General features: G+C 65.2%; 20 protein-coding genes. 9 read left to right on the top strand and 11 right to left on the bottom strand.

What is annotated here, in order from left to right:
• Positions 1-309: 309 nt before the first annotated feature.
• From AB5Y81_RS19725 to AB5Y81_RS19705, 5 genes are all read right to left on the bottom strand, one after another.
• Positions 310-1,416, bottom strand: a complete 1,107-nt coding sequence (locus tag AB5Y81_RS19725) for a 1-acyl-sn-glycerol-3-phosphate acyltransferase (protein WP_010636222.1) — start codon at positions 1,414-1,416, stop codon at positions 310-312.
• A 155-nt stretch (positions 1,417-1,571) separates the two neighbouring features.
• Positions 1,572-3,191, bottom strand: a complete 1,620-nt coding sequence (gene cueO / locus AB5Y81_RS19720) for a multicopper oxidase CueO (RefSeq protein ID WP_368146771.1) — start codon at positions 3,189-3,191, stop codon at positions 1,572-1,574.
• A 126-nt stretch (positions 3,192-3,317) separates the two neighbouring features.
• Positions 3,318-4,010 (bottom strand): aspartate/glutamate racemase family protein, encoded by a 693-nt coding sequence (locus tag AB5Y81_RS19715; protein ID WP_279485287.1) that lies wholly within the window; start codon positions 4,008-4,010, stop codon positions 3,318-3,320.
• A gap of 143 nt (positions 4,011-4,153) precedes the next feature.
• Positions 4,154-4,744 (bottom strand): LysE family translocator, encoded by a 591-nt coding sequence (locus tag AB5Y81_RS19710; protein WP_024941670.1) that lies wholly within the window; start codon positions 4,742-4,744, stop codon positions 4,154-4,156.
• A gap of 124 nt (positions 4,745-4,868) precedes the next feature.
• On the bottom strand, positions 4,869-5,465 hold the full coding sequence (locus tag AB5Y81_RS19705; protein ID WP_005304811.1) for a LysE family translocator: 597 nt from the start codon (positions 5,463-5,465) through the stop codon (positions 4,869-4,871).
• Positions 5,466-5,582: 117 nt separating this feature from the next.
• On the opposite strand from AB5Y81_RS19705, the gene AB5Y81_RS19700 reads away from it, so the two are divergent.
• The 5 genes from AB5Y81_RS19700 (at position 5,583) to AB5Y81_RS19680 (ending at position 12,065) form a co-directional block, all read left to right on the top strand.
• Entirely contained in the window at positions 5,583-6,959 is a 1,377-nt protein-coding gene (locus AB5Y81_RS19700; RefSeq protein WP_279485286.1) for a PLP-dependent aminotransferase family protein, read from the top strand.
• 41 nt (positions 6,960-7,000) lie between these two features.
• Positions 7,001-7,465, top strand: a complete 465-nt coding sequence (locus AB5Y81_RS19695; protein ID WP_010636216.1) for a hypothetical protein — start codon at positions 7,001-7,003, stop codon at positions 7,463-7,465.
• A 93-nt stretch (positions 7,466-7,558) separates the two neighbouring features.
• Positions 7,559-9,619: a hypothetical protein gene (locus AB5Y81_RS19690; protein ID WP_279485285.1), complete on the top strand. Its 2,061-nt coding sequence runs from the start codon at positions 7,559-7,561 to the stop codon at positions 9,617-9,619.
• Entirely contained in the window at positions 9,589-10,326 is a 738-nt protein-coding gene (locus AB5Y81_RS19685; protein WP_279485284.1) for a DUF3142 domain-containing protein, read from the top strand. Before AB5Y81_RS19690 ends, AB5Y81_RS19685 begins: the two co-directional genes overlap by 31 nt.
• A gap of 113 nt (positions 10,327-10,439) precedes the next feature.
• The gene (locus tag AB5Y81_RS19680; RefSeq protein ID WP_279485283.1) at positions 10,440-12,065 is read left to right on the top strand and encodes a hypothetical protein; all 1,626 of its coding nucleotides are present in this window, start codon (positions 10,440-10,442) and stop codon (positions 12,063-12,065) included.
• A gap of 31 nt (positions 12,066-12,096) precedes the next feature.
• Here the strand turns inward: AB5Y81_RS19680 and AB5Y81_RS19675 are convergent, their stop codons facing one another.
• Positions 12,097-13,410, bottom strand: a complete 1,314-nt coding sequence (locus tag AB5Y81_RS19675; protein WP_024941676.1) for a sodium-dependent transporter — start codon at positions 13,408-13,410, stop codon at positions 12,097-12,099.
• 431 nt (positions 13,411-13,841) lie between these two features.
• Here AB5Y81_RS19675 and AB5Y81_RS19670 point away from each other — a divergent pair, with 431 nt between their 5' ends.
• Positions 13,842-14,561, top strand: a complete 720-nt coding sequence (locus AB5Y81_RS19670) for an ABC transporter substrate-binding protein (protein ID WP_005304833.1) — start codon at positions 13,842-13,844, stop codon at positions 14,559-14,561.
• A gap of 5 nt (positions 14,562-14,566) precedes the next feature.
• On the opposite strand, the gene AB5Y81_RS19665 is transcribed toward AB5Y81_RS19670, so the two are convergent.
• Complete coding sequence (locus tag AB5Y81_RS19665; RefSeq protein WP_010636210.1) at positions 14,567-15,880, bottom strand: sodium-dependent transporter; 1,314 nt, start codon at positions 15,878-15,880, stop codon at positions 14,567-14,569.
• A 214-nt stretch (positions 15,881-16,094) separates the two neighbouring features.
• Positions 16,095-16,934, bottom strand: a complete 840-nt coding sequence (locus AB5Y81_RS19660; RefSeq protein ID WP_010636209.1) for an isopenicillin N synthase family oxygenase — start codon at positions 16,932-16,934, stop codon at positions 16,095-16,097.
• Positions 16,935-17,143: 209 nt separating this feature from the next.
• Here AB5Y81_RS19660 and AB5Y81_RS19655 point away from each other — a divergent pair, with 209 nt between their 5' ends.
• Entirely contained in the window at positions 17,144-17,707 is a 564-nt protein-coding gene (locus AB5Y81_RS19655) for a DUF2799 domain-containing protein (RefSeq protein ID WP_279485282.1), read from the top strand.
• 59 nt (positions 17,708-17,766) lie between these two features.
• On the opposite strand, the gene AB5Y81_RS19650 is transcribed toward AB5Y81_RS19655, so the two are convergent.
• Positions 17,767-18,588: a Cof-type HAD-IIB family hydrolase gene (locus tag AB5Y81_RS19650; RefSeq protein ID WP_010636207.1), complete on the bottom strand. Its 822-nt coding sequence runs from the start codon at positions 18,586-18,588 to the stop codon at positions 17,767-17,769.
• Positions 18,589-18,690: 102 nt separating this feature from the next.
• Positions 18,691-19,932 (bottom strand): MFS transporter, encoded by a 1,242-nt coding sequence (locus AB5Y81_RS19645; RefSeq protein WP_279485281.1) that lies wholly within the window; start codon positions 19,930-19,932, stop codon positions 18,691-18,693.
• 153 nt (positions 19,933-20,085) lie between these two features.
• Between AB5Y81_RS19645 and AB5Y81_RS19640 the strand changes: the two genes are divergently transcribed.
• Positions 20,086-20,709, top strand: coding sequence for a metalloregulator ArsR/SmtB family transcription factor (locus tag AB5Y81_RS19640; protein ID WP_279485280.1), 624 nt, complete (start codon positions 20,086-20,088; stop codon positions 20,707-20,709).
• A 307-nt stretch (positions 20,710-21,016) separates the two neighbouring features.
• Positions 21,017-21,493: an Lrp/AsnC family transcriptional regulator gene (locus AB5Y81_RS19635; protein ID WP_005304871.1), complete on the top strand. Its 477-nt coding sequence runs from the start codon at positions 21,017-21,019 to the stop codon at positions 21,491-21,493.
• A gap of 102 nt (positions 21,494-21,595) precedes the next feature.
• Here AB5Y81_RS19635 and AB5Y81_RS19630 read toward each other — a convergent pair whose 3' ends face one another.
• Positions 21,596-21,913, bottom strand: coding sequence for a hypothetical protein (locus AB5Y81_RS19630; protein ID WP_005304873.1), 318 nt, complete (start codon positions 21,911-21,913; stop codon positions 21,596-21,598).
• Between the last annotated feature and the right edge of the window lie 301 nt (positions 21,914-22,214).

Below are 22,214 nucleotides of genomic sequence, written 5' to 3'. Positions count from 1 at the left end.
GGCGCTTCCTTAGGTGTATTCAGGCGACATCTTAGCCGCAAAATGAAAAAGGACCCGTTGAAGGTCCTTGTGTCACACCGTCTGCTATCCGTGCAGACCGGGATGGAGCCATGGCTCTGTCCGGCGTGGTGAGTGCACTGTTACACACTCATCCTCGGCTTGCCAAGCGGGGCAAGCGCGTTCGCCGGGTGATCGTACCAGCTGAAACAATATTATTCACTACTCCATTGCCGGCGACTTTGACCAGACGCAAAAACGGGAGCATCAGCTCCCGTTTTTTTCGCATCACCTGGTCAAAACCGGTGTCATTCAAGCCTTGGCGGCGTTCTCCACCGGTTTGGCGTACATGGCACGCCAGATGGCCTTGTGCTCTTCCGGCACCTCCGACTGACGGCTCAGGAAGGCGGCCTGTTCGATGGTATTGGCGTGGCCTGCCACATCCGCAGCCAGGTAGTTGCCCGGGAAGAGGCGGTAGTTGCCCCAGATCGCCTTGTCGATCAGCGCCGCCAGTTCGTCCGGATCGCTGAAGCCTTCGGTGATGGGGGCGCCGAAGGAGACGTGTACCCGCCCCTTCTGGCCGACGATGCCGGCGACTATGCTCTCGATGTCCTCGAACTCGCCCTTCTCGTAGCTGCCGTTGATGGACTTCTCGTACAGCTCGCGCGCCTTGGCCTTGTCGGTGGGATCCAGCTCATAGCTGATGCTGACCGGCACGATATTGAGGCTGCGCATGTAGTCGACGAACTCGATCTTCTGCTTCTTGCCGTCCACGTAGAACATCTTGAGGATGGCCGGATCCGTCTTGTCATCGCCGTTCTTGGCGCGCCCTTCCTTCTGGGCAATCCAGATGGAGTGGCCTTCGTGCACCGACTGGCCGATGTAGGCAGACAGCTCGCCGAGCGCCTTCATCATCTCCCGCGGCCCCTTGGCGGAGCGCTTGACGATGAAGCTCTTGTTGAGCTTCATCAGCTCGGTGGCGCAAGGCTTGCGCAGCAGGTTGTCGCCGATGGCAATGCGCACGGTATCGAAACCATGGGTGTGCAGACCCCAGTTGACGAACGCCGGATCCATGGCGATGTCCCTGTGATTGGAGACGAACAGATAGCCCTGCTCCTTTTTCAGATGCTCAAGCCCGGAGAAGGTCACCCCCTGGGTGGAGGTGGCGATCATCCGGCTCATGTAGCGGGTCACCCCCATCTGCACCTGATGGATGGTGGTCACCTTGGACCACTTGTAGCGCAGGAACTGGCGGATCAGCGGGCGAATGGCCCAGCCCAGCCAGCTCATCAGGGAGCCGAAGCGATACTTGGCGATGGCGCCGATGAATTCATCATCCCGGATCAGCCGCTCGATGGCTGCCGGTACTTCCTCATCGCGGTAGGGGCGAATGTCCGCGAATCTATCTACTTCTGTCACAATGTCAGCCTTGCGTGTAAGGAGTCGCGGCCGGCGTGCGCCGGCCGGAAAATTCAGGGCGCAATTTTACACGCTTTTATGCCGAGGGGTATGCGGCGCAGCCAGATAGTGAGATCTGACCAGTAAAAAACAATGGCCCCGAACGGGCCATTATTTCACTCTTCCACCGTGAACGAGAGCATCATGCCGGTGTCTTCATGCTCCAGCAGATGGCAGTGAGCCATGTAGGCCCGCTCCTTCGGCGCCGTGTGATCGAAGCGCACCAGCACCTCGCTGCGCCCGCCCTCCACCTTGACGATATCCTTCCAGCCGGCGCGATGAGGGGCCACCGGCTGACCGTTCTCGCTCAGGATCCGGAAACGGGTGCCGTGAATGTGGAAGGGGTGCAGCATCATGTCCCCCTCCCCCGAGATGATCCAGCGCTCGGTGCGGCCGCGCTTGACCGCAAACTGCGGGTCGTTCATGGCGAAGGCCTGGCCGTTGATCCGGTTGCCGCCGTGCAAGTCCAGCGCGCCGCCCGCTTGCTTCATGTCGGCCATGTCGCCGTGATCCATCCCCGCCATCGACATCCCGGCCATCCCGTCGCCTTGCCCGTCCATCTTCATCCCGGCCATGCTGCCCGTATCGCCGTGCTCCATGCTCATGCCCGCCATGGCGCCGTGGCCGTAGCGGCTCATCAGCGTCTGCATCCCCTGCCGATCCAGCTCGGGATCCATCGACAGGGTCAAGGTGCGGCTCGGCAACTCTTGAGTGGCGGGCAGCGCCGGCAGCCGGGCCAGGCTGTCCGGCAGGCGCCCCTTGCCCTCGATGAGGGAGGGCCGGATCCGCAGCAGCGGCAGAGCCGCATCGAACGGCGCCAGGGTCATCCCCATCTGGCGCACCGGCAGGGTGAGCAGGTCGAACGCCTGGCCGTTGCGGGCATCCACCATCACCTCGAAGCGCTCCCCCGGCAGCAGCGCCAGCTCGCTCAACGCCACCGGCTCCGCCAGCAGGCCGCCATCGCTGCCGATCACATACAAGGGGCGGCCATCGCTGGTCGCCAGCGTGAGGGAGCGGGCATTGCAGCCGTTGAGCAGCCGCAACCGCAGCCAGCCGCGGGGGGCGTCGTGGGTCGGATAGACGGCGCCGTTGGTCAGCATCAGATCACCGAACCAGCCGACCGCCGCGCTCATCACGTCCAGCTGGTAGTCCACCTGATCCCGCCCGTCGAGCCGCTTGTCCTGCAGCACCAGCGGGATATCGTCCACCCCCCAGCGCTGGGGCAGCGGCAACCGCAGGCTCTCCTCGTCGTCGAGGATGAAGAGTCCGGCCAGCCCCATGGCCACCTGATGGCCGGTCTGTCCGTGGGTGTGGGGGTGATACCAGCAGGTGGCCGCCGGCTGCTCGATGCGAAACGCCGCCTGCCACTCTTTGCCGGAGGGGATGCTGGCCTGCGGGCCACCATCGGCGGTGCCCGGCACCTCCAGCCCGTGCCAGTGGATCGTGGTGGTCTCCGCCAGCTGGTTGGCGACCCGGACTCGCACCGCCTGCCCCTGGCGGGCACGCAATGTGGGGCCAAGCAGGTTGCCGTTGTAGCCCCAGCTGCGGGTCGGCTGGCGTCGCCACTGCATCTGGCCCGGCTGGGCCCTGAGCTGGAACATACCGCTGGCGTCCGCCTCCAGCAGCGCAGGAATCGGCAGAGCGGGCCGCTCGGCGGCAACCGCCCGCCCCCACCAGGGCAGGGCACCGGCGACACCGACGGCGGTGGAGAGTTTGAGAAAATCGCGACGCTGCATGAGTCACTCCTCGTTGGCCAAAGCGGACCTTCAGCCTATGCAGCAACCCTGCGGCAAGGTCAAGCCCTGCCGAGCCGGCGGCCGGACAGTTTCTGGCTTATCCGCTTGCCAGCAGAGCCATGGTCGTCAAGCCAGCGCCAGGCTCACCGCCGCCTCTGCGTGGATCGCGGTAGTATCGTAGAGCGGCACCGCGGCGTCGGCCTCCCCCACCAGCAGGGCAATCTCGGTGCAGCCGAGGATCACCGCCTGGGCGCCCGCAGCGGCCAGCGCGCTGATGATGGCCAGGTACTCGGCCCGCGAGGCGTCACGAATGTCGCCGAGACACAGCTCGTCATAGATGATGCGGTGCACCCGCTCCCGCTGCGCCGCATCAGGCACCAGCACCTCCAGCCCGAACTTCTCCTGCAAGCGCCCCTTGTAGAACTCCTGCTCCATGGTGAAGCGGGTGCCGAGCAGACCGACCCTCTGGATCCCGTCCGCTTGCAGCTGACGTGCGGTGGCATCGGCGATATGGAGCAGCGGGATGTCGATGGCGGCCTCAATCTCGGGCGCTACCTTGTGCATGGTGTTGGTGCCGATCAGCAGAAAATCGGCGCCACCGGCCTGGATGGCCCGCGCCTCGGCCGCCAGCAGACGGGCGGTGGCGGGCCAGTCCCCGGCGTGTTGCAGCCGCTCTATCTCGGCAAAGTCGATGCTGCTCAGCAGCACCCGCGCCGAGTGCAGGCCGCCGAGCCGTGCTCGCACGCCCCGGTTGAGCGCCTGATAGTAGCTGACGGTGGACTCCCAGCTCATGCCACCCAGCAGACCGATACATTTCATGGGATCTCCTTCTGTGAACCGATCGTGTAAATCGATCGTGCAAACCAGACAGAGGGCGGCGCGCGTCATCGCACCGCCCAGGAATAAAAAAGGCCCCGCAGGGCCAACAAGACAGCCGGTAAAGGCCCGGGCACAGGCCCGGACTAAATCCAGATCATCAGCACGCAGGCCGCCGTAGCGATCCCCATGCCGAGGTTGAAACGACGCCAGCCTCTGGCGGTGCGAATGAGGCGGCGCACCTGGGCACCGAACAGCACCCAAAAGGCCCCGGTATAGAGGCCGGTAATAAAGAAGATGGCGAGCACCCAGATGGCGGAGGGCCAGTAGGCCTCCCCCGCCAGGGTGAAACCGCTGATGGCGGAGAGCGCCATCATCCACGCCTTGGGGTTGAGCAGCTGCAGCATGGCCCCCTGATGGGCCGGGATCAGCGGCCGATTACCCTCGGCCGGGCCGCTGGCGGTCGCCACCTTCCAGGCCAGCCAGAGCAGGTAGGCCGAGCCGATGAGCTTGAGCCCGTCGTGCAGCAGCGGCACCTGTTCGAACATCACCCCCAGCCCCAGCGCCGTGGCCAGGATCATCAGGTTGATCCCCCCCACCACCCCCACCAGCAGGGGCACGCTGCGGCGAAAGCCCTGGGCCGCACCGGCGCTGGTGAGCAGCATGTTGTTGGGGCCCGGCGTGCCACAAGTGATGAGGGCAAAGCCCGCCAGGGGAAGCAACCAGTTCAGATCCATCTCAACCTCTTGATGATGCAGGGCACCGACTCGGCGACAAGCCTTCTAATATGCAGAGCCGGTGCCCGTCAGACAAGGCCGCAAATGCACTTTCTTCGCATCTTTATGCGGCCTCTGGCAAGGCTCAGTACCAGAGCATCACCACGCAGAGCGCAGTCAGCGCCCCCAGGCTGCCGTTGAGGCGGCGCCAGCCCCGATCCGTGCTGATCCAGTTGCTGAGCTGATGACCGAACAGCACCCAGACGAAGCAGACCGGCAGCGCCACCAGCACGAACATGGCCATCACCGCGAACTGGCTCGGCCAGTAGCTGGCACCGGGCAGGCTGAACAGACTGATGGCGGAGATCCCCATCATCCAGGCCTTGGGATTGAGAAACTGAAAGCCCAGCCCCTCCAGCAGGGTCAGCGGACGGGCGCGCCGGGCCGGATCACCGGGAGCGCCGGCCACCGCGATGCGCCATGCCAGCCACAGCAGATAAAGGCTGCCGAAGATCTGCAAGCCGAGACGCAGCAGCGGCCAGCGCTCGAACAGGGGGTAGAGCCCCAGCGCCAGCACCATCTGCAGCACCGGCTGACCCACCGCCACCCCGATCAGATGGGGCAGGGTGCGGCGCACCCCGAAGTTGGCGCCGGAGGCGGTCAGCATGAGGTTATTGGGGCCCGGCGTGCCACAGGTGAGCACCGCAAAGCCAAACAGGGTGGCATACCATTCGATCGTCATCTTTGTACTCCTGAACTGCACACATTGTATCGATACAATGTGCTGTTTTTGATTGTTATCGGGTTCAAAATCACGCTATATTGCCGATACATTTCGATCAATGGATTTATTGTCACCATGACAATCTGGACCCCGGACCTCACCCCCTTCGCCGGCCCCCTCTACCTCAAGCTGGTGAAGGCCATCGAGCAAGCCATTCAGGACGGCTCTCTGCCGCCCCAGACCCGGCTGCCCACCCACAGGGCGCTGGCGGACAGGCTGGGGGTCACCGTCGGCACCGTCACCCGCGCCTATGGCGAGGCGGAGCGGCGCGGGCTGCTGGCCGCCCGGGTCGGCCATGGCACCTGGGTCAAGGGGGAGCATGAGGATCCGGCCAACGCCTGGGTGATCCGCAAGGAGGAGGGGCACCGCATCGAGTTGTGGCAGAACCTGCCGGTGCAGCTGGATCGGGCCGCCATCATCCGCCCCATGCTGGCGGAAGTGGCAGACGGGGATCTCAACGCCCTGCTCGGTTACGACAAGGAGGCGGGCCAGCCCGGCCAGCGCCAGCTCTTTATCGACTGGCTGACCGAGCAGGGGGTGGCGGGCAGCGAGGAGCATCTGCTGTTCAGCCACGGCGCCCAGCACGGCATCATGCTCTCCCTGCTGGCCACCGGCTGCGTGGGGGAGACCCTGCTGTGCGAAGGGCTCAGCTACCCCGGCATGCTGGGCAACGCCCGCCAGCTGAAGAATCAGGTGGTGGGGCTGGCGATGGACGAGGAGGGGCTGCTGCCCGACGCGCTGGAGGCGGCCTGCCACACCCGCCGCGCCAAGCTGCTCTACCTCACCCCCACCCTGCAGAATCCCACCACAGCCACCATGAGCCTGGCGCGGCGCGAGGCCATCATCGCCATCGCCCGCCGTCACGATCTGCTGATCATCGAGGACGACGTCAACGGCCTGCTGCCCCAGCAGCCGGTGACGCCGCTGGTCAACCTGGCGCCGGAGCGGGTCATCTACCTCGGCAGTCTGGCCAAGATCGCCTGCGGCGGCCTGCGGGTCGGCTTCGTGCTGACCCCGCCCCACTTGCGCGGCGCCTTCGCCCAGGCGATGCGACTGTCGAGCTGGATGGTGAGCCCGCTGCTCATCGAGCTGGCCTGCAAGCTGGTGAGCCAGCGCCAGATCATGCCTCTTGTAGAGCAGCAGCGGCAGATCCTGGCACGTCGCGGCGAGCTGCTGCGCCACCTGTTGCCGGAGGCCTGCTGGCAGGCGGGCTCCATGCACGCCTGGCTGCCGCTGCCGGAGCCCTGGCGCAGCCAGGAGTTTGCCGAGGCCGCCAACGCCCTTGACGTCGGGGTAGCGAGCGGGGAACACTTCGCCGCCGGCCAGTTCGCCGCGCCGCAAGGGGTGCGGCTGAGCCTGAGCCAGCCGGCCACCGACGCCCGCGTCGCCGAGGCGCTGGAGCGGCTCGCCGGCCTGCTGCGCACCGCGCCGCCCACCAATACCCTGCTATAGTCAGCCCGGCCCTGCCCATCCGTGCGCTCAAAGGAGAGCCCATGCACCCGACCCGCGCCCCGCTTTTGCTTCTCACCCTGCTGCTGGGGGGCTGCGCCGCCCCCGCCCATCAACAGCTAGGGGCGGCGCTGAGCGGGCTGGAGGGGGAGTTGCAGCGGCTGGAAGAGGAGCTGGCGGCCATGAACGGCCTTCATTATCAGAAGGCGATTGACGCTCCCTTGAGTCTGCGCCGCCGGCTGACCACCCCCGTCCCCACGGCACAAGGGCTGCTGCCCAGCCGCAGCACGCTGACAGACGGCCCCCTGCTGCGCTACGACTACCGGCTGCCGGCCGGCATGGCCAGCCTGCCCCTCGCCGAGCCCTGCCTGCGCTACGAATTCGAGCTGCGCCACCTGGGCCGCCTCGGCCAGCTCGCCCTGCACTGGCAGGGGGCGGCGGGCTCGGGAGAACAACTGATCCAGCAGCGCGACTGCCCCTTTTCGGCCAAAGGGCCCGGCCTGCAGTAGGCCCGCCGCCGGCCGACCTGCCCCTATGGTCAGTTGAAAGGGGTGAAGGCATCTTGTAGCGTGCCAGCATCCCGACTCCTGCTGGAAGCGCCCATGAAACTGACTCCCCTGTGGCTGGCCCTGTGCAGCCTGCCCGTCCTGGCCTGCGGCCCGGATGGCTGCGAGACGCCGCTCACCCTGCAACTGACCGCCGCCCAGTGCCACCTGAACGGGCTGCCGTTCCTCTCCCCCGACAACGACACCCGCACCAACCTGGCGCTGCTGCTGGCCGATGAGCAGGCCTTCTCGCTGCCCAAGGCGCCGCTGCCGCTCCCCTTCGCCATCGAGGATCTGCTCAACCCGGCCCTGCTCAACCCGACCCAGGCCGAGCCGGCCCCCGCCGTGCCGGATCCCCTGCTGGCGCTGGCCGCCGGTCTCGGCATCGAGCAGAACACCACCCAGGCCGCCCTGGAGCGGGCCGCCGGCTGGAGCGAGGGGCGCTGCATCAGCAACAACCCCGTTTCTGCCGAAGCCTTCCTGCAGGCGCTGGTCGACACCCCGGCCCTTGGCGCCGACGAGCGCAGCCAGCTGGCCCGCCAGCGGCTGGCCATGCTGGGTCAGTGCGCCCAGCAGGCCGAAACGGCGCCGGAAGACAAGGCCGCGCCGCTGTCGGCCGCCGGCCAGGGCTTTGCCGACTACCTGGCCGCCAGCCAGCGCTTCTATCAGGGGGAGTTCGCGCAGGCCGATGCGCTATTTGCCGCCCTCGCCGGCCAGGATCAGCCCTGGCTGAAAGAGACGGCGGACTACATGCGGATCCGGGTCGCCCTCAACCAGTCCCAGCACAGCGCCTTCGATGACTGGGGCACCCTGGATCGCAACCAGATTGACCAGGCCGCCGTGCAGCGCGCCGAGCAGTTCATCGCCGACTATCGCAGCCGCTACCCAGAGGGGCGCTATCTCGCCTCCGCCAACGGGCTGCTGCGCCGGCTCGCCTGGTTCAGGGGGGACGAAGCGACGCTGGCCAGCCTGTTCCAGCAGGCGAGCCGCCAGCCGGGCAACCCGGAGCTGCTCAACGAAATAGACCTCAAGCTGTTGATGCAACCCGGCTTCACCGGCTCAGCCGCCATGCCGCAGCTGACCCTGGTGCAGGATCTGCGCCGGCTGCGGCTGCACGAGAGCTGGGACGAGTGGCAGCCGCTGCAAAACGGCGAGCTGGCCCAGCAAAGCGCCCAGTTTGCCGACAACCCGGCCTGGCTCGCCTACCTGCAGCAGGCCGAGCGTTATTATCTGGCCAAGGATTATGCCGCCGTCATCGCCGCCGCTCCCGCCCTCGGCAAGGGGCCACTCGACAACCTGGCATTCAGCCAGCAGGTGCTCAAGGGCATGGCGCTGGCGGCCAGTCAGGCGCTGCCCGAGGCACAGCAGCAGTGGCGCGCCCTGCTCGCCAGCCAGCCCACCCCCTTGCAGGATCAGCTGCTGCAACTGGCGCTGGCCATGACCTTGGAGCGGGCCGGCCGGCTGGAGCAGGTGTTTGCCAAGGAGAGTCCCATCCAGAGCGATCACTACCGCATTCCGCTGCTGGAGTACGTGGCGCCGGCCCCGCTGCTGCGCCGCATGGTGCAGGATGAGCAGGCCTCCGACACCCTGCGCCAGCGTGCCGGCCACACCCTGCGCTACAAGCAGCTGACCCACGGCGACTACCGGGGCTTCCTGCAGGATCTGGCGCTGGCCCCGCTGGCCGCCCCGTTCGACTGGCAAGGGAGCCTGGAGTATCAATGCCCGGCGCTCACCGCGGTGGTCACCACCCTGGCGGACAACCCCAGATCCCCCAAGGCGCTCAACTGCCTCGGCGAGTTCTTCCTGAGCAAGGGGCTGGACTGGGATCCGCTCCTGCAGCGGCCGGGGGCCGACACCCTGGCGGGCAGCCGGGATCTTTTTGCCGGCCAGCAGCGCAGCCGGCTCGACTGGTATCAACAGGTGATCGCCAACCCCAAGGCCGCCAAGGAGGAGAAGGCCTACGCCCTCTACCGCGCCATCAACTGTTACGCCCCTAGCGGCAACAACAGCTGCGGCAGCCAGGAGATCCCCCTCAGTCAGCGCAAGGGCTGGTTCAACACCCTCAAACGCCAGTACGGAACGAGCCAGTGGGCCAAACAGCTCAAATATTACTGGTGATACTGGCGCTGCTGGGCGCCGAGGCCAGCGCCGCCGTCGAGGCGAGCCACTACCGCCAGTTCTGGCTGTGGGCCGGGGTCAGGCCCCAGCCGGTGCTGCAGCAGGCCGAGCGCCTCTATCTGCATCAGGGGGAGATAGGCCCCCTCGATGCGCGCCAGCCCGTACGTTTTCAGGGGCAGGGCATAGCGCCGAGCAAGCTGCCGGTAAAGGAGCTCTGGCTCGCCTATCGGGTGGAGCGGCTCGACTGGGATGAGGCCCTTATCAAGAGCCTGACCAACCAGCTGGCGGCCTGGCAGCGCAAGGGCAATGAGGTGCGCGGCATCCAGATAGACTTCGATGCCCGCACCCACCGGCTGGCGGACTATGGCGACTTCCTGCGCAAACTGCGCAGCCAGCTGCCCGCCGACTGCGCCATCAGCATCACCGGCCTGCTGGACTGGACCCGCACCGGCGATGTGACGACCCTCAACGCCCTCGCCGGCACGGTCGACGAGCTGGTGGTGCAGACCTACCGTGGCCGCCGCACTGAGCCCGGCTACGCGCGCTACCTGCAGGCGCTGACGCGGCTGACCCTCCCCTTCAAGGTGGGGCTGGTACAGGGAGGTGAGTGGGATCAAACGTGGGAAAGCAGGCTGGCCGACGCGGCGGCCTATGGCGGCGTGGTGGTGTTTCTTGTCAATCCGGCGCCCTCCCCCCACCGCAGGTGAACTCGGACGAGGGGTTGACCGGCACGGCACCTCTGTAACAGAGTAATAGCTCTTTTTGACTCCATCACATGCCATACTTGTTCCGATCCTGAACCGGCCAAGGAGTGCCAAGGATGCAGATCCTCCTGATCGAAGACGACACCATGCTCAGCACGGCGCTCTCCCAGGGGCTGAGCCAGCAGGGCATAGCATCAACCCAGCTGACCCACTGCAAGGAGCTGGCAACCCTGCCAACCCTGCTGCGCCAGCAGTCGTTCGACGCCATCATCTGCCACCAGAGCCATCACCAGGACCTGGAGGGAGTACGCATGCTGCAGGAGGCTCACTATCTGGGGCTACTGGAGCCGGGCTGCGTACTGTTGTTGCTCAATGCAGACCCGGAGCCACTCCACTATCCCCCCTCGGATCTCTACTTTTCCCTGCAGCTGACCATCCCCTTTACCCAGGAGCAACTGACCACCCGCCTGCACGAGCTGGTACAGCTGACCGGGCTGACCCGGGCCCTGCCGGCCCCGATGCGGCTCAGGGAGTGGCAACTGAGCTGTGCCCTGTGCGAGGACCTGCTCTATGAGCAGCAGAAGTATCGGGAGCTGGGACAACAGCTGGACCGGAGCAAGGGCTACATGCTGCTGCAATGGCAGGATCACTTCCATGCCTCCCAGCACTACGCAGTCTGTACCACGGAATATGACGCCTGGTGGCCGCGCAAGGGATTGATCTACGCCCTGCTGGGACTCGGCAGGCTGGAGAGCGCGCGCAAGGATCTGGCCCGCAACCGGGAGCGGCTGCCGCCGGCCCTGCAGCTGGAGCTGGCGCTGGCCTGTTTGCTGCACGAGGGGCAGTGGGAGGCAGCCTGGGACGTGATCGGCCATCTGCTGCAAAAAAACGCCTGGCAACCGGAGTGGCGCCAGGCGGCCATCCTGCTGGCACTGCTGATCAAGGATGAGGGCAAGGCGCTGGAGCAGGCAAATGCCCTCTGCCTGCGCTTCTTTGCCGATCACAAGCTGCGGGTATCCATCGAGAACTTCATCCTCAATGCCAGCCTGGCGGTGCTCTGGCATTACCCGAGCGCCGCCAGGATCAGCTCACTGCAGCAGGAGTATCGCTACCTCAACCAGGCCGTCACCCTGCGGGCTCATGAGGACGCCCTGCTCAAGGCGCTGATGCTGAGCCTGGACTACCGCTTCGACGAGGCCCTGCTGCTGCTGGCCAAGCACCCGCCGGAGAGCGCGCGGGACAACCACCTCAACCAGCTGCTCGGCTTCGCCGTCAGCCAGTTCTGCGGCCTGCCCCACCACGCCAAACGCTACCTGACCCAGCTCGGCCAGTATCAGGCCAGGGTCGCCCCGGCCCCGCTGCTGCAACAGTTGTTCAAGCAGGTCGTCATCGACTTGACGAAACAACTGGAGCGGCGCGAGCTGCGGCTGACCTATCTGCGCCAGGAGCGGCAGCGGGCCAGCGCGGCGGGCCAGCACCAGCTGGCCGTGCAGTATGCGCTGACGCTGCAGGAGGAGTTCCCGGCCCTGCCAGGCGATGCCTGGCAGTTGCTGGAGCTGCTGCAACTGTGCTGGCCGGCCGGCATGGCAGCTCCCAGGGTGGCGCTGCTGGTAGACCGGCTGGAGCGGCGTCTCAACCACAGCGCCTCCTTCATGGAGCATCATGCCGAGGAGTACCAGAAGACGCTGTTGCAGATCCGCTCACACCTCAATACCCGCCTGCCCACCACGCCCCCCAACTAGGCCCTCAGGCCCGGCCAGCACCGGGCCGCTCTTACAGCAATCCCCGCACCAGGATCCCGCCGATCAGCAGCGGGGCCACCAGCCGCCAGCACCAGAGCAGGCAGAACCGCAACACTGGCGAGAGATCCGCCGGCACCATGCGATCCCCCAGTCGCCAGCCCAGCAGCAGGGTCAGCACCAGGCCGAACAGCGGCATCATCAGGTTGGAGGTGAGGTAGTCCAGCACATCGAAGATGGTCTTGCCGAACAGGGTGTACTCGGCCCAGGGGCCGAACGACAGGCTCACCGGAATGCCGCAGGCCATGATCAGCAGGGTCAGCACCCGGCAGGCGCCACGGCGCGACCAGCCCCACTCCTCGGTGGTGAAGCGCACCAGGTGCTCCAGCATGGAGATGGAGGAGGAGAGCGCCGCCACCAGCAGCAACAAGAAGAAGACCACTGCCAGCCCCTGGCCGAACGGCAGGTGGTTGAACACCGCCGGCATGGTCATGAAGGTGAGGCCGGGGCCGGCGGTCGGATCGATGCCGGTGGAGGCGAGCACCGGGAAGATCATCAGCCCCGCCAGCACCGAGATGAGGCTTGCCAGGGTCACGACCCAGACGCCGGAGCGCAGCACGCCCTCGCTGCTCGGCAGATAGGCACCATAGGTGGTGTGCACGCCAAGACCGATGGAGAGGGAGAAGAAGGCCAGCCCCAGCGCGTCCAGCACTCCCTGGCCGGTAAGCTGGCTGAAGTCCGGCAGCAGGAACTGGCGCACCCCGGTCATGGCGCCGGGCATGGAGAGGCCGGTCACCACCAGCAGCAGCATCATCACGAACAGGGCCGGCATCATCCAGCGCAGCGCTCGCTCCACCCCCTTCTGCAGGCCCCCCTGCACGAACCACCAGGTGAGCCCGGCAAAGATGAGGTGAGTGATGGCCGGCCAGAGAGGATCGCTCACGTAACCGGTGAAGAGGGCGGTGAGGGCGCTCGCCTCACTCAGGTTGAGCTCGCCACCGATGGCCAGAGCCGCGTATCCCACGGTCCAGCCCCCCACCACGCTGTAGAAGCTGTAGATGAAGAAGCCGCACAGGATCCCCATGTAACCCATCCAGCGCCAGTTCGGCCCCACCAGCTTGCGGAAGGCACCGAGTACCCCGCGCTGGCTGTGGCTGCCGAGCAGGGTCTCCCCCACCTGCACCGCTACCCCCAGGGTGAAGCTGAACAGCAGAAACACCAGCAGGAAGGCGCCGCCGCCGTTGGTGGCGGTCACATAGGGAAACTTCCAGATGGCGCCAAGACCGATCGCCGAACCGGCGGCTGCCAGCACATGACCGAGACGGGAAGACCACTGAACCTGGCTCATACAACCTCCGGGCAAGACAACATCACATCGATACTCCATGGATAACCGCACGGTGCGGGCAACAAAAAAGGCCGCCTGGTGGCGACCTTTGCAATGAACATTCAGACAAGCTGTGCGTGCAAGGTCACCTCTCTTGCGAGCCAAAAAATCGACCGAACAGTGCGCAGTGGGGTGACATGAATAAGCGGGCCTGAATGCCAAACGGGATCACAGCCTAAACCATGGAAAGAAAAATTGACACAACGCGATCAACTTTTTTTCATCCCCCCCTTCAAAAAGGGATTCTCTGCCGCGGCCGGCAAAGATCATCAGGCAGCCCAATCCCTTGAGCAATAATAGAGTTAGCCTCGGCAGGCCGGTCAGCGACCGCCCGTGGCGACCCCCTTGCGCAACATGGATGCACCGACGTGACGCACCTGACCGGATACTGGATGAACTGGCTGCTGCCCTGGCTACTGCTGCCCGCCCTGGCGCTGGCCACGCCGCAGCCCCCGCTGACCCTCATCAGCCACGAGCTGCCCCCCTTTACCCACACCAGTAACGGCAAGCTCGGCGGGCTGGCGGTGCAGCTGGTGCAGGAAGTCCAGCAGGAGATGGGGGTTCACTACCCCATCAAGATCTACCCCCTCAAGCGGGCGCTCGCCCTGACCCGGGTCGAACCCGGTTTCGCCCTGTTCGTCATCCTGCGCACGCCCCATCGGGAGTCCCAGTTCAAGTGGGTGGGGCCGCTGTTCCCGAACCGGGTGGTGATCTACCAGACCAGAGGCAGCAAGCCGCTGACCGACCTGGCCCAGCTGCGCAAGCTGCCGCGGGTCGGCGTGCTGCTCGGCAACGCCGATGACGAGCTGCTCACCCGGGAGGGTTACACCAACCTGGTGCGCTGCCAGACCATCGAGGATGCCATCGAGCTCCTGGTGCTCGGCAAGATAGACGCCTTCCCCATGGGGGATCAGATCATGCCGGCCATCCTGGCCAAGATGAAGTTCTCCCCCCGCAGCGTGGTGAACTCCGGGTTGCTGCTGCAGGAGAACTGGCTCTACATCGTCTTCTCGAAGAGCGAGGATGACGCCGTGATCGCCCGCTGGCAGGCCGCCGTCGACAAGGTGCGGGCCCGCCACCCACAGGCGACGCCGGCCCCTCTTCATCCCTGAACCGGTTATACCAGCCCGCGAACCAGGATGCCGCCGATGAGCAGCGGTGCCAGCCAGCGCCAGCAGCCCATCAGCAGGGTGTGCCAATGCAGGGCCAGGCCGGCGGGCAGCGCCTGGCGACCGAGCCGCCAGCCCAGCAGCAGGGTGAGCGCCAGCCCGAACATCGGCATCATCAGGTTGGAGGTGACGAAGTCGAGCAGCTCGAAGATGTTCTTGCCAAACAGGGTCACGTCCGCCCAGGGGCCGAACGACAGGCTGACCGGAATGCCGTTGGCCATCACCAGCGCGGTGATCAGGCTGCAGGCGGCCCGTCGCGACCAGCCCAGACTCTCGCTGACGAAGCACTGCAGATGCTCCAGCAGCGAGATGGCGGACGAGAGTGCCGCCACCACCAGCAGGGCGAAGAACACCACCGCCAGCCCCTGGCCGAACGGCAACTGCTGGAACACCGCCGGCATGGTCATGAAGGTGAGACCCGGGCCGGAGGCGGGATCGATGCCGGTGGCCGCCAGCACAGGGAAGATCATCAAGCCCGCCAGCACGGCGATGAGGCTTGCCAGCAATACCACCCAGAGGCTGGAGCGGCCGACCCCCTCGCTGGAGGGCAGATAGGCGCCATAGGTAGTGTGGATGCCCAGACCAATGGAGAGGGAGAAAAACGCCAGCCCCATGGCATCGAGCACGCCGGACATGCCGAGCTTGCTGAAGTCCGGCATCAGGAAGTGGCGTACCCCGGCCATGGCATTGGGCAGGGTAAGACCAAACGCCACCAGCATCAGGATCATGATGAACAGGGCCGGCATCATCCAGCGCAGGGTGCGCTCCACCCCCTTCTGCACGCCCCCCTGCACGAACCACCAGGTGAGCCCGGCGAACAGCAGGTGGGTCAGCACCGGCCAGAGCGGATCCCCCACATAGTCGTTGAAGCGGGCGGTCAGGGCCGCGCCGTCACCGTGCTGCAGGCTGCCCGCCAGCGCCATGCCGGTGTAGCCCAGGGTCCAGCCGCCCACCACGCTGTAGAAGCTGTAGATGAGCAGGCTGCTGAGCAGCCCCATGGCGCCGACCCAGCGCCAGCGCTTGCCCATCAGTTCACCGAAGGCGCCCACCACCCCGCGCCGGCTCAGGCTGCCGAGCAGCGTCTCCCCCATCAGCACCGCCACCCCCAGGGTGAAGCTGAACAGCAGAAACACCAGCAGGAAGGCGCCGCCGCCGTTGGCGGCCGTCACATAGGGAAACTTCCAGATAGCGCCGAGACCGACTGCGGAACCGGCGGCGGCCAGGATATAACCGAGCCGGGATGACCATTGGGACTGCTTCATAAGAACTCCAACCGTGGGGCCCGCCACAAGGGGCCCAAAATGACGCTCAGAGTACGGGGGGGGCTGCGCAATCACAACGCCGTTTATCTGGATAAAACACGCATTATTGGCAGTACTGACTAATTAAATTCTATTTAGCGCGCAATCCTGCCAACAAATAAAAACCGGAGCAATTTTGCTCCGGTTTGGCACTGTGGTGAGCCCGGTTCGGGGACTAGATCACCCCCAGCTCCCGTAGCCGTTCCATCAGGTAGCTGTGGGCGGTATGACGCTCGGAGAGCACCACGTCCGGCCGCGGGTGGAGGAACAGCGGCAGGGAGATGCGGGACTTGGCGGCGCTGCCGCCGGTCGGGTTGATGACGCGGTGGGTGGTGGAGGGGTAGTAGCCGCGGGAGGCCTCCTGCAGCATGTCGCCGATGTTGATGATGAGAGTGCCGAAATCGCACGGCACGTCCATCCACTCGCCGTCGGACCCCTTCACCTGCAGGCCAGGTTCGTTGGCGGCGGGCAATATGGTCAGCAGGTTGATGTCTTCGTGGGCGGCGGCGCGGATAGCGCCCGGCTCTTCGGTGCCGTCGAACGGCGGGTAGTGCAGCACCCGCAGCAGGGTCTTTTGGCTCTCTTCAATCATGGAGGAGAGCGGGCAGCTGTAGTGGGCGGCGATGTCGCTCGGGGTGTACTGCTCGACCCAGCCCAGCAGCTCGGCCGCCAGGTCGTTGGCGAGGCGGTAGTACTCCATCGCCTGCTCTTTCAGCTCGGCCGGCATCTGGCCCCAGGGGTAGATGTGGAAGTACTCCTTGATGTCCTTCTGGCTGTGGCCCTTGGCCACTTCGGACACCGACGGCGGGAAGTAACCGTCCTGAGTCTCGCGATTGAACAGGAAATCCTGCTTCTGCTCGCTCATGAAGAAGCGATACCAGTTGTCATAGATGGACTGCACCAGCTCTTTCGGGATGGGGTGATTGGTCAGCACCCCGAAGCCGGTGGTCCGCAGGGATTCGGTGAAGCGCTGCGCCGCATCGGGCGAGCGGTAATCGACGGTCAGGACTTTCATTGTTTTTGTTACGCGCCAGTTAAAAGATGGCGCAGTTTACCCCGTGACCGGCGACAAGGAAAGGGCACGGGCCGCCACGTCGCCAGCCTGCGCAAATAGTGACAAACCGCTCAAAAAACGGTGTCGGCCGACGCCGCTTTTCATTCCTTGTCCTGCCCCGGCATCCTCTCTAGAATGCCCCCCATCATCTCTCTCGGAGCCCGTCGTCCATGTCCCCCAAGATCCTGTTGCTGACCCTGCCCTTCCTGCTCGCCGGTTGCAGCTCGCTGTCGGAAGAAGAGTGCCGCACCATGAGCTGGTACAACCTGGGTTATCAGGATGGCGAGCAGGGCAAGACCCCGAGCGCCACCCGCGACTACGTCTCGACCTGCGGCGAATACGGCCTCAAGGTGGACGAGGCGGAGTGGAAACGGGGCTATGCCAAGGGGCTGGAGCTCTACTGCATTCCCGAGCTCGCCTACAGCAAGGGCAAGTCCGGCGCCGAGTATCTGGGGGTCTGCCCCAACGATGCCAGCTTCCTGACCCAGTACGATCGCGGCCGCAAGGAGTACCTGGTGGAGAAGCAGCTGAGCGACATCAAGAGCGAGATGGAGCGGACCGAGCGCGACATCGAGACGCTGGAGCGCCAGATCCGCAACGAGAACGACAGCAAGCAGCGCGACTACTACCGCGCCCAGCGCGAGCGCGCCATCCGGCAATACGAGGGGCTGCGCCGCGACTACAACCGGATCCGCTTCCCGGATCGGGTGATCCAGTTCACCTTCGGGAACTGACAAACCAAAAGGGGCCGACAGGGCCCCTTTTTGCTTCTGTCCCTCTCTGTTTCTGCCCCCTAGGCGGGCAGAACCCAGCGCTGCAGCGCCAGCGCGATACCGTCCTCGTTGTGATCGGCAGTCACCCGATCCGCCAGCGCCTGGATCTGTGACGCCGCGTTGCCCATGGCCACCGCCAGCCCCACCTGTTCGAACATGCTGATGTCGTTGTTGTTGTCGCCAAACGCCACCACGTTCTCCATCGCGATCCCTTCGCTCGCGGCCCACTGGGCCAGCCGGTTGCCCTTGCTGCAGCCGGGCTGCACCAGCTCCACCGCATAGGGCGCCGCCCAGTCGCAGGTGAAGGGCAGCTGCGCGACCACCTCAGCCATGAAGTGATGGAGCAGGGCGGGATCCTGGTTGAACAGCTCCAGCTTCCAGACCGGCCGGCTGAGCCAGCTCGCCAGATCCTCCGCCGGCAGCAGGGAGATCTTGAGATGATCCGGCTGGGCCGCCGACCAGTGCCGCATCCGGGTCACATGCTCCTCGCAGCCGAGGTAGCCGATCCCCTCATCGAGGTGGAACAGGGCTCCCATCTGGTGCGCCTGCACCTCCGCCAGCAGCCGGCCGAGGGGGGATACCGCCAGCGGATCCCCGCTCAGGATCTTCTCCTGCACCGGATCATAGAGGTAGGCGCCGTTGCTGCAGATGATGGGGGTGTCGAGGGCCAGCTCGTGATGGAAGGGGCGAGCCGTCATGAAGTGGCGCCCGGTCACCAGCAGCACCTTGATGCCGTGGGCGCGGGCCTGGGCCAGTGCGGCCCGGGTGGCGGACGAGATCTTGTGATCCCGGGTCAGCAGAGTGCCATCCATATCCAGAGCAATGGCCTGAAAACGACTCATATCACCTCCAAAATATCGAAACGAATACGCCGCCATACCGTCCCAGAGTCGGCGCCACGATGCAAGCGCCGGCAGCCCCCTCCGTCTCGTTCTGTGATCCCGTCAACCGGCCTCCACCTGAGCGTCGAACCGCTGCCGCCGATCCGCCGCCCGGCGCAGGCCATAGAAGCCGACTGCGCAGAGCAAACCACACAGCGCCGCCAGATAGAAGGGCCACTCGGTGCCCGCCAGCAGCACCAGGCTGCCGACCACTACCGCCAGGATCTCGCTGCCCACCGCCAGCCCGCGATAGAGCCCCATCGCCTGCCCCTGTTGCTCGGCGTGGCTACGGTTGGAGACGGCCACCGAAGTGGCCAGCTCCCCCAGGCTCATGCCGATGCCGACCGGGATGAAGGTGAGCGCCAGCCCCCACCAGTGGCTGGGCAGGATGAAGAGCAACATGCCAGCCGCCATCACCAGATGACCGACGATCCCGAGGGAGCTGCCGCGCCAATGGCGAGCCAGACGGGAGCCCAGCCAGGATCCCGCGATCATGGGCACGCTCACCAGCACGGCGGCCTGCGCCAGCTGCACCGGATCCCAGGCCAACCGCTCCACCAGCCAGACGTTGAAGTAGGTGAAATAGAGCTGCACCGCCCCGTAGCTGAGCAGGGTCAGCACGAAGTAGGGCAGCAGCACCGGCTGCAGCAACAGTTGACGGGAAGAGAGGGCCGGTGCCGGCTGCTCACTGCGGGCCACCGCCGGCCGATTGGGCAGCAGCCAGAGCACCAGCAGCAGGTTGACCAGGGTCATGGCCACCGCCAGCCAGGCCGCCAGGCTGTAATCACCGGATACCACGGCCGCATAGCCGCCGATCATGGGGCCCACCACCCAGCCCAGGTTCATGCCGATGTTGATCCAGGCGAAGCTGCGTGCCTTGGTTTTGGCGGTGCTCATGTCGGCCGCCATGGCCTGCACGATGGCGATGTCACCGTTGAAGAAGCCCTCCACCACCCGGCTCAGCAACAGCAGTGGCAGGGAACGCCAGGCGATCCCCAGCGCCATCAGGGCATAGCCCACCAGCACGCCCACCAGACAGAGGGTCAGCACCGGCTTGCGGCCATGGCGATCGGAGAGCTTGCCCAGCCAGGGGGAACCCACCAGCTGGAACAACGGATAGAGTCCCATGATGACCCCCAGCCACACCTTGCGGCTCCAGTCCGACGCTTCCGGCGTCAACATGCCCTGGGCCGGATCCAGCAACAGCGGCGCCAGCACCGGGGATGGCAGGCTGAAGCCCGCCACCGCCAGCGTCACCGTCATCACCAATACCCACAAGCTGGCCTGTCCCTTGATCCTCTCCATCTTCGCCCCATTAAATAAAGTTATTGGTTTATTTATGTTGGCCAGTGAACGGGATTAAGTAAAGCGAATTGTTGATTTAAAAAATCCCTCTCCCCATAATGGGTACCTGAGCGCCACCCCTCTGGCGTGCCAGCCGATCACGAGAGCCGCCCCATGAATGCCAGCACCGACAAGATACTCCACCTGTTGAAGACCAAAGGCCCCCAGAGTGCCGCCGAGCTTGGGGAGCAGCTGCAGATGACCTCCATGGGCGCCCGCCAGCACCTGATGACGATGGAAGCCGACGGCTGGGTAAGTTTCAACGACGAGGCCCGCGGGCGCGGCAGGCCGGTGCGGCTGTGGCACCTCACCGAGCAGGCCTGGCAGCGCTTCCCCGACAGCCACAGCGAGCTGACCCTGCAGCTTATCGACAACATCCAGCAGCTGTTTGGCGCGGTAGGCATGGAGCGGCTGATCGATCAGCGGGAACAGCAGCAGCTCGCCCGCTATCAGGCCGAGCTGAACCAGCCGGCGCTGGCCGACCGGCTGGCCAGGCTCAAGGAGCTGCGCTGCCGGGAAGGCTATATGGCTGACTTGCGTCAGGAGGAGGATGGCAGCTGGCTGCTGTGGGAGAGTCACTGCCCCATCTGCGCGGCGGCGAGCGCCTGCCGGGGCTTTTGTCGCAGCGAGCTGGCGCTGTTTCGCCGCTTACTGGCGCCGGCCGAGGTGGAGCGGGAACAGTATCTGCTGGAGGGGGATCACCGCTGCCTCTATCGCATCAAGCCGCAGCAGAGTTGAACGCCGCGCACAAAAACAACAAAGCAGGCGCCGGGATGCCTGCTTTGTTGCCTTCGGGGAGGGGATGTCCTCGTTCCAGCCCGTCGTAGCCCGATAAGGTGGGACGGCTGATGGGGCTCTTGACCCGGTAAAGTCATTTGCCACAGAGACCGGGTTGGGTTTCTGTCTTGCCACCGGAAGATGCAACCATGGTACCCCTGCCGGCCCGGTGAGTGGTTGCGAAGTAGCATGTATTTTCAGTTGTTTTTGCAATAGTTCACCCTTAATCTAGGAAAAGTGAATTAGTAATTGCAACGAGGAACGGAGAATGCTGAAACTTGATCGCATTGACAGGCATATTCTGGAGTTGATGCAGGAGAATGGCCGCATCAGCAACCTGGAGCTGGCCGAGCTGGTCGGACTCTCCCCCTCCCCCTGCTCCCGCCGGGTCAAGGCGTTGGAAGATGCCGGTCTCATCGACACCCATGTCACCCTGCTCAACGCCCGCCAGCTGGGGCTGACCCTCACCGCCTACATTCATATCTCCATGGACCGGCATACCCCGGAGCGGTTCGAGAATTTCGATCGGGCCATCAGCGAACTGCCGGAGGTGCTGGAGTGCGACCTCATCACCGGCAACGACGCCGACTACCAGCTCAAGGTGGTGGTGCGGGACATGGAGCACTATCAGCACTTCCTGCTGGACAAGCTGACCCACATTCCGGGGGTGACCGGAGTGCGATCCAGCTTCGTGCTGCGCCGGATCAAGCACAAGACGGCGCTGCCGCTCAACCACCTGGGTTGATTGCCGGCCGCTCAGATCAGCGCGAGATCAACGAGATCAAAAAGAGGAGGCCCAAGGGCCTCCTCTTTTTACATGTTCAAACTGCTGGAGCAGGCAGGGTACTCAGACCGCCACCTGGCTCACGTCCTGCACCTGCAGGAGCCAGCCGGCCTGCTCCTGCTGCGGCTCACCACTGACCCGCAGCCGCTCGCCGGTCGGCACCCACTGCCCCTGGGGCAGGGAGACCAGCAGACTCTCGCTGCCGTTGTCGAACAGCCAGCGATCCTCCCCCAGCGACTCGATCAGATAACCTTCCATCTCCACTCTGGACTCGGCTTGCCAGGATGGCGCAACGGAATCACGGCTCTCGATGAAATCCCCCTGAACACCAAAACTGGCCAGCCCCCACAGAATGGAGAGCCCAACCAACGATGATTGCATCTCGTCTCTCCTCTTTTGGAACTGTAGGGCCAGTATGGGAAGAGAAAACTGAGCGCACCATGAACAAGGTGGCAAAGTGCCGACGGGATCGCGAAAAAAACCGGCCAATCGGCCGGTCGTGTCATTTTATGGCGTCTGGATCACACTACTTGGCGGCTTCCTCTGCCATCCGTGCGGCCCTTGGCTTATTCGTCCACATGGCAACACCGCGATGATCCGCGCAGATCCCCTCCTCCACCACGGCCCGCACCCGGGTGCCGTCCTTGCAGATCGCCTGCCAGGCATCGGCATCGTCGATGGC

The organism is Aeromonas sp. s2, assembly GCF_040907935.1.
GTDB lineage: Bacteria > Pseudomonadota > Gammaproteobacteria > Enterobacterales > Aeromonadaceae > Aeromonas > Aeromonas dhakensis.
Note: the sequence above shows the minus strand (reverse complement) of the source record. Positions and strands in the feature narration are given on the sequence as shown.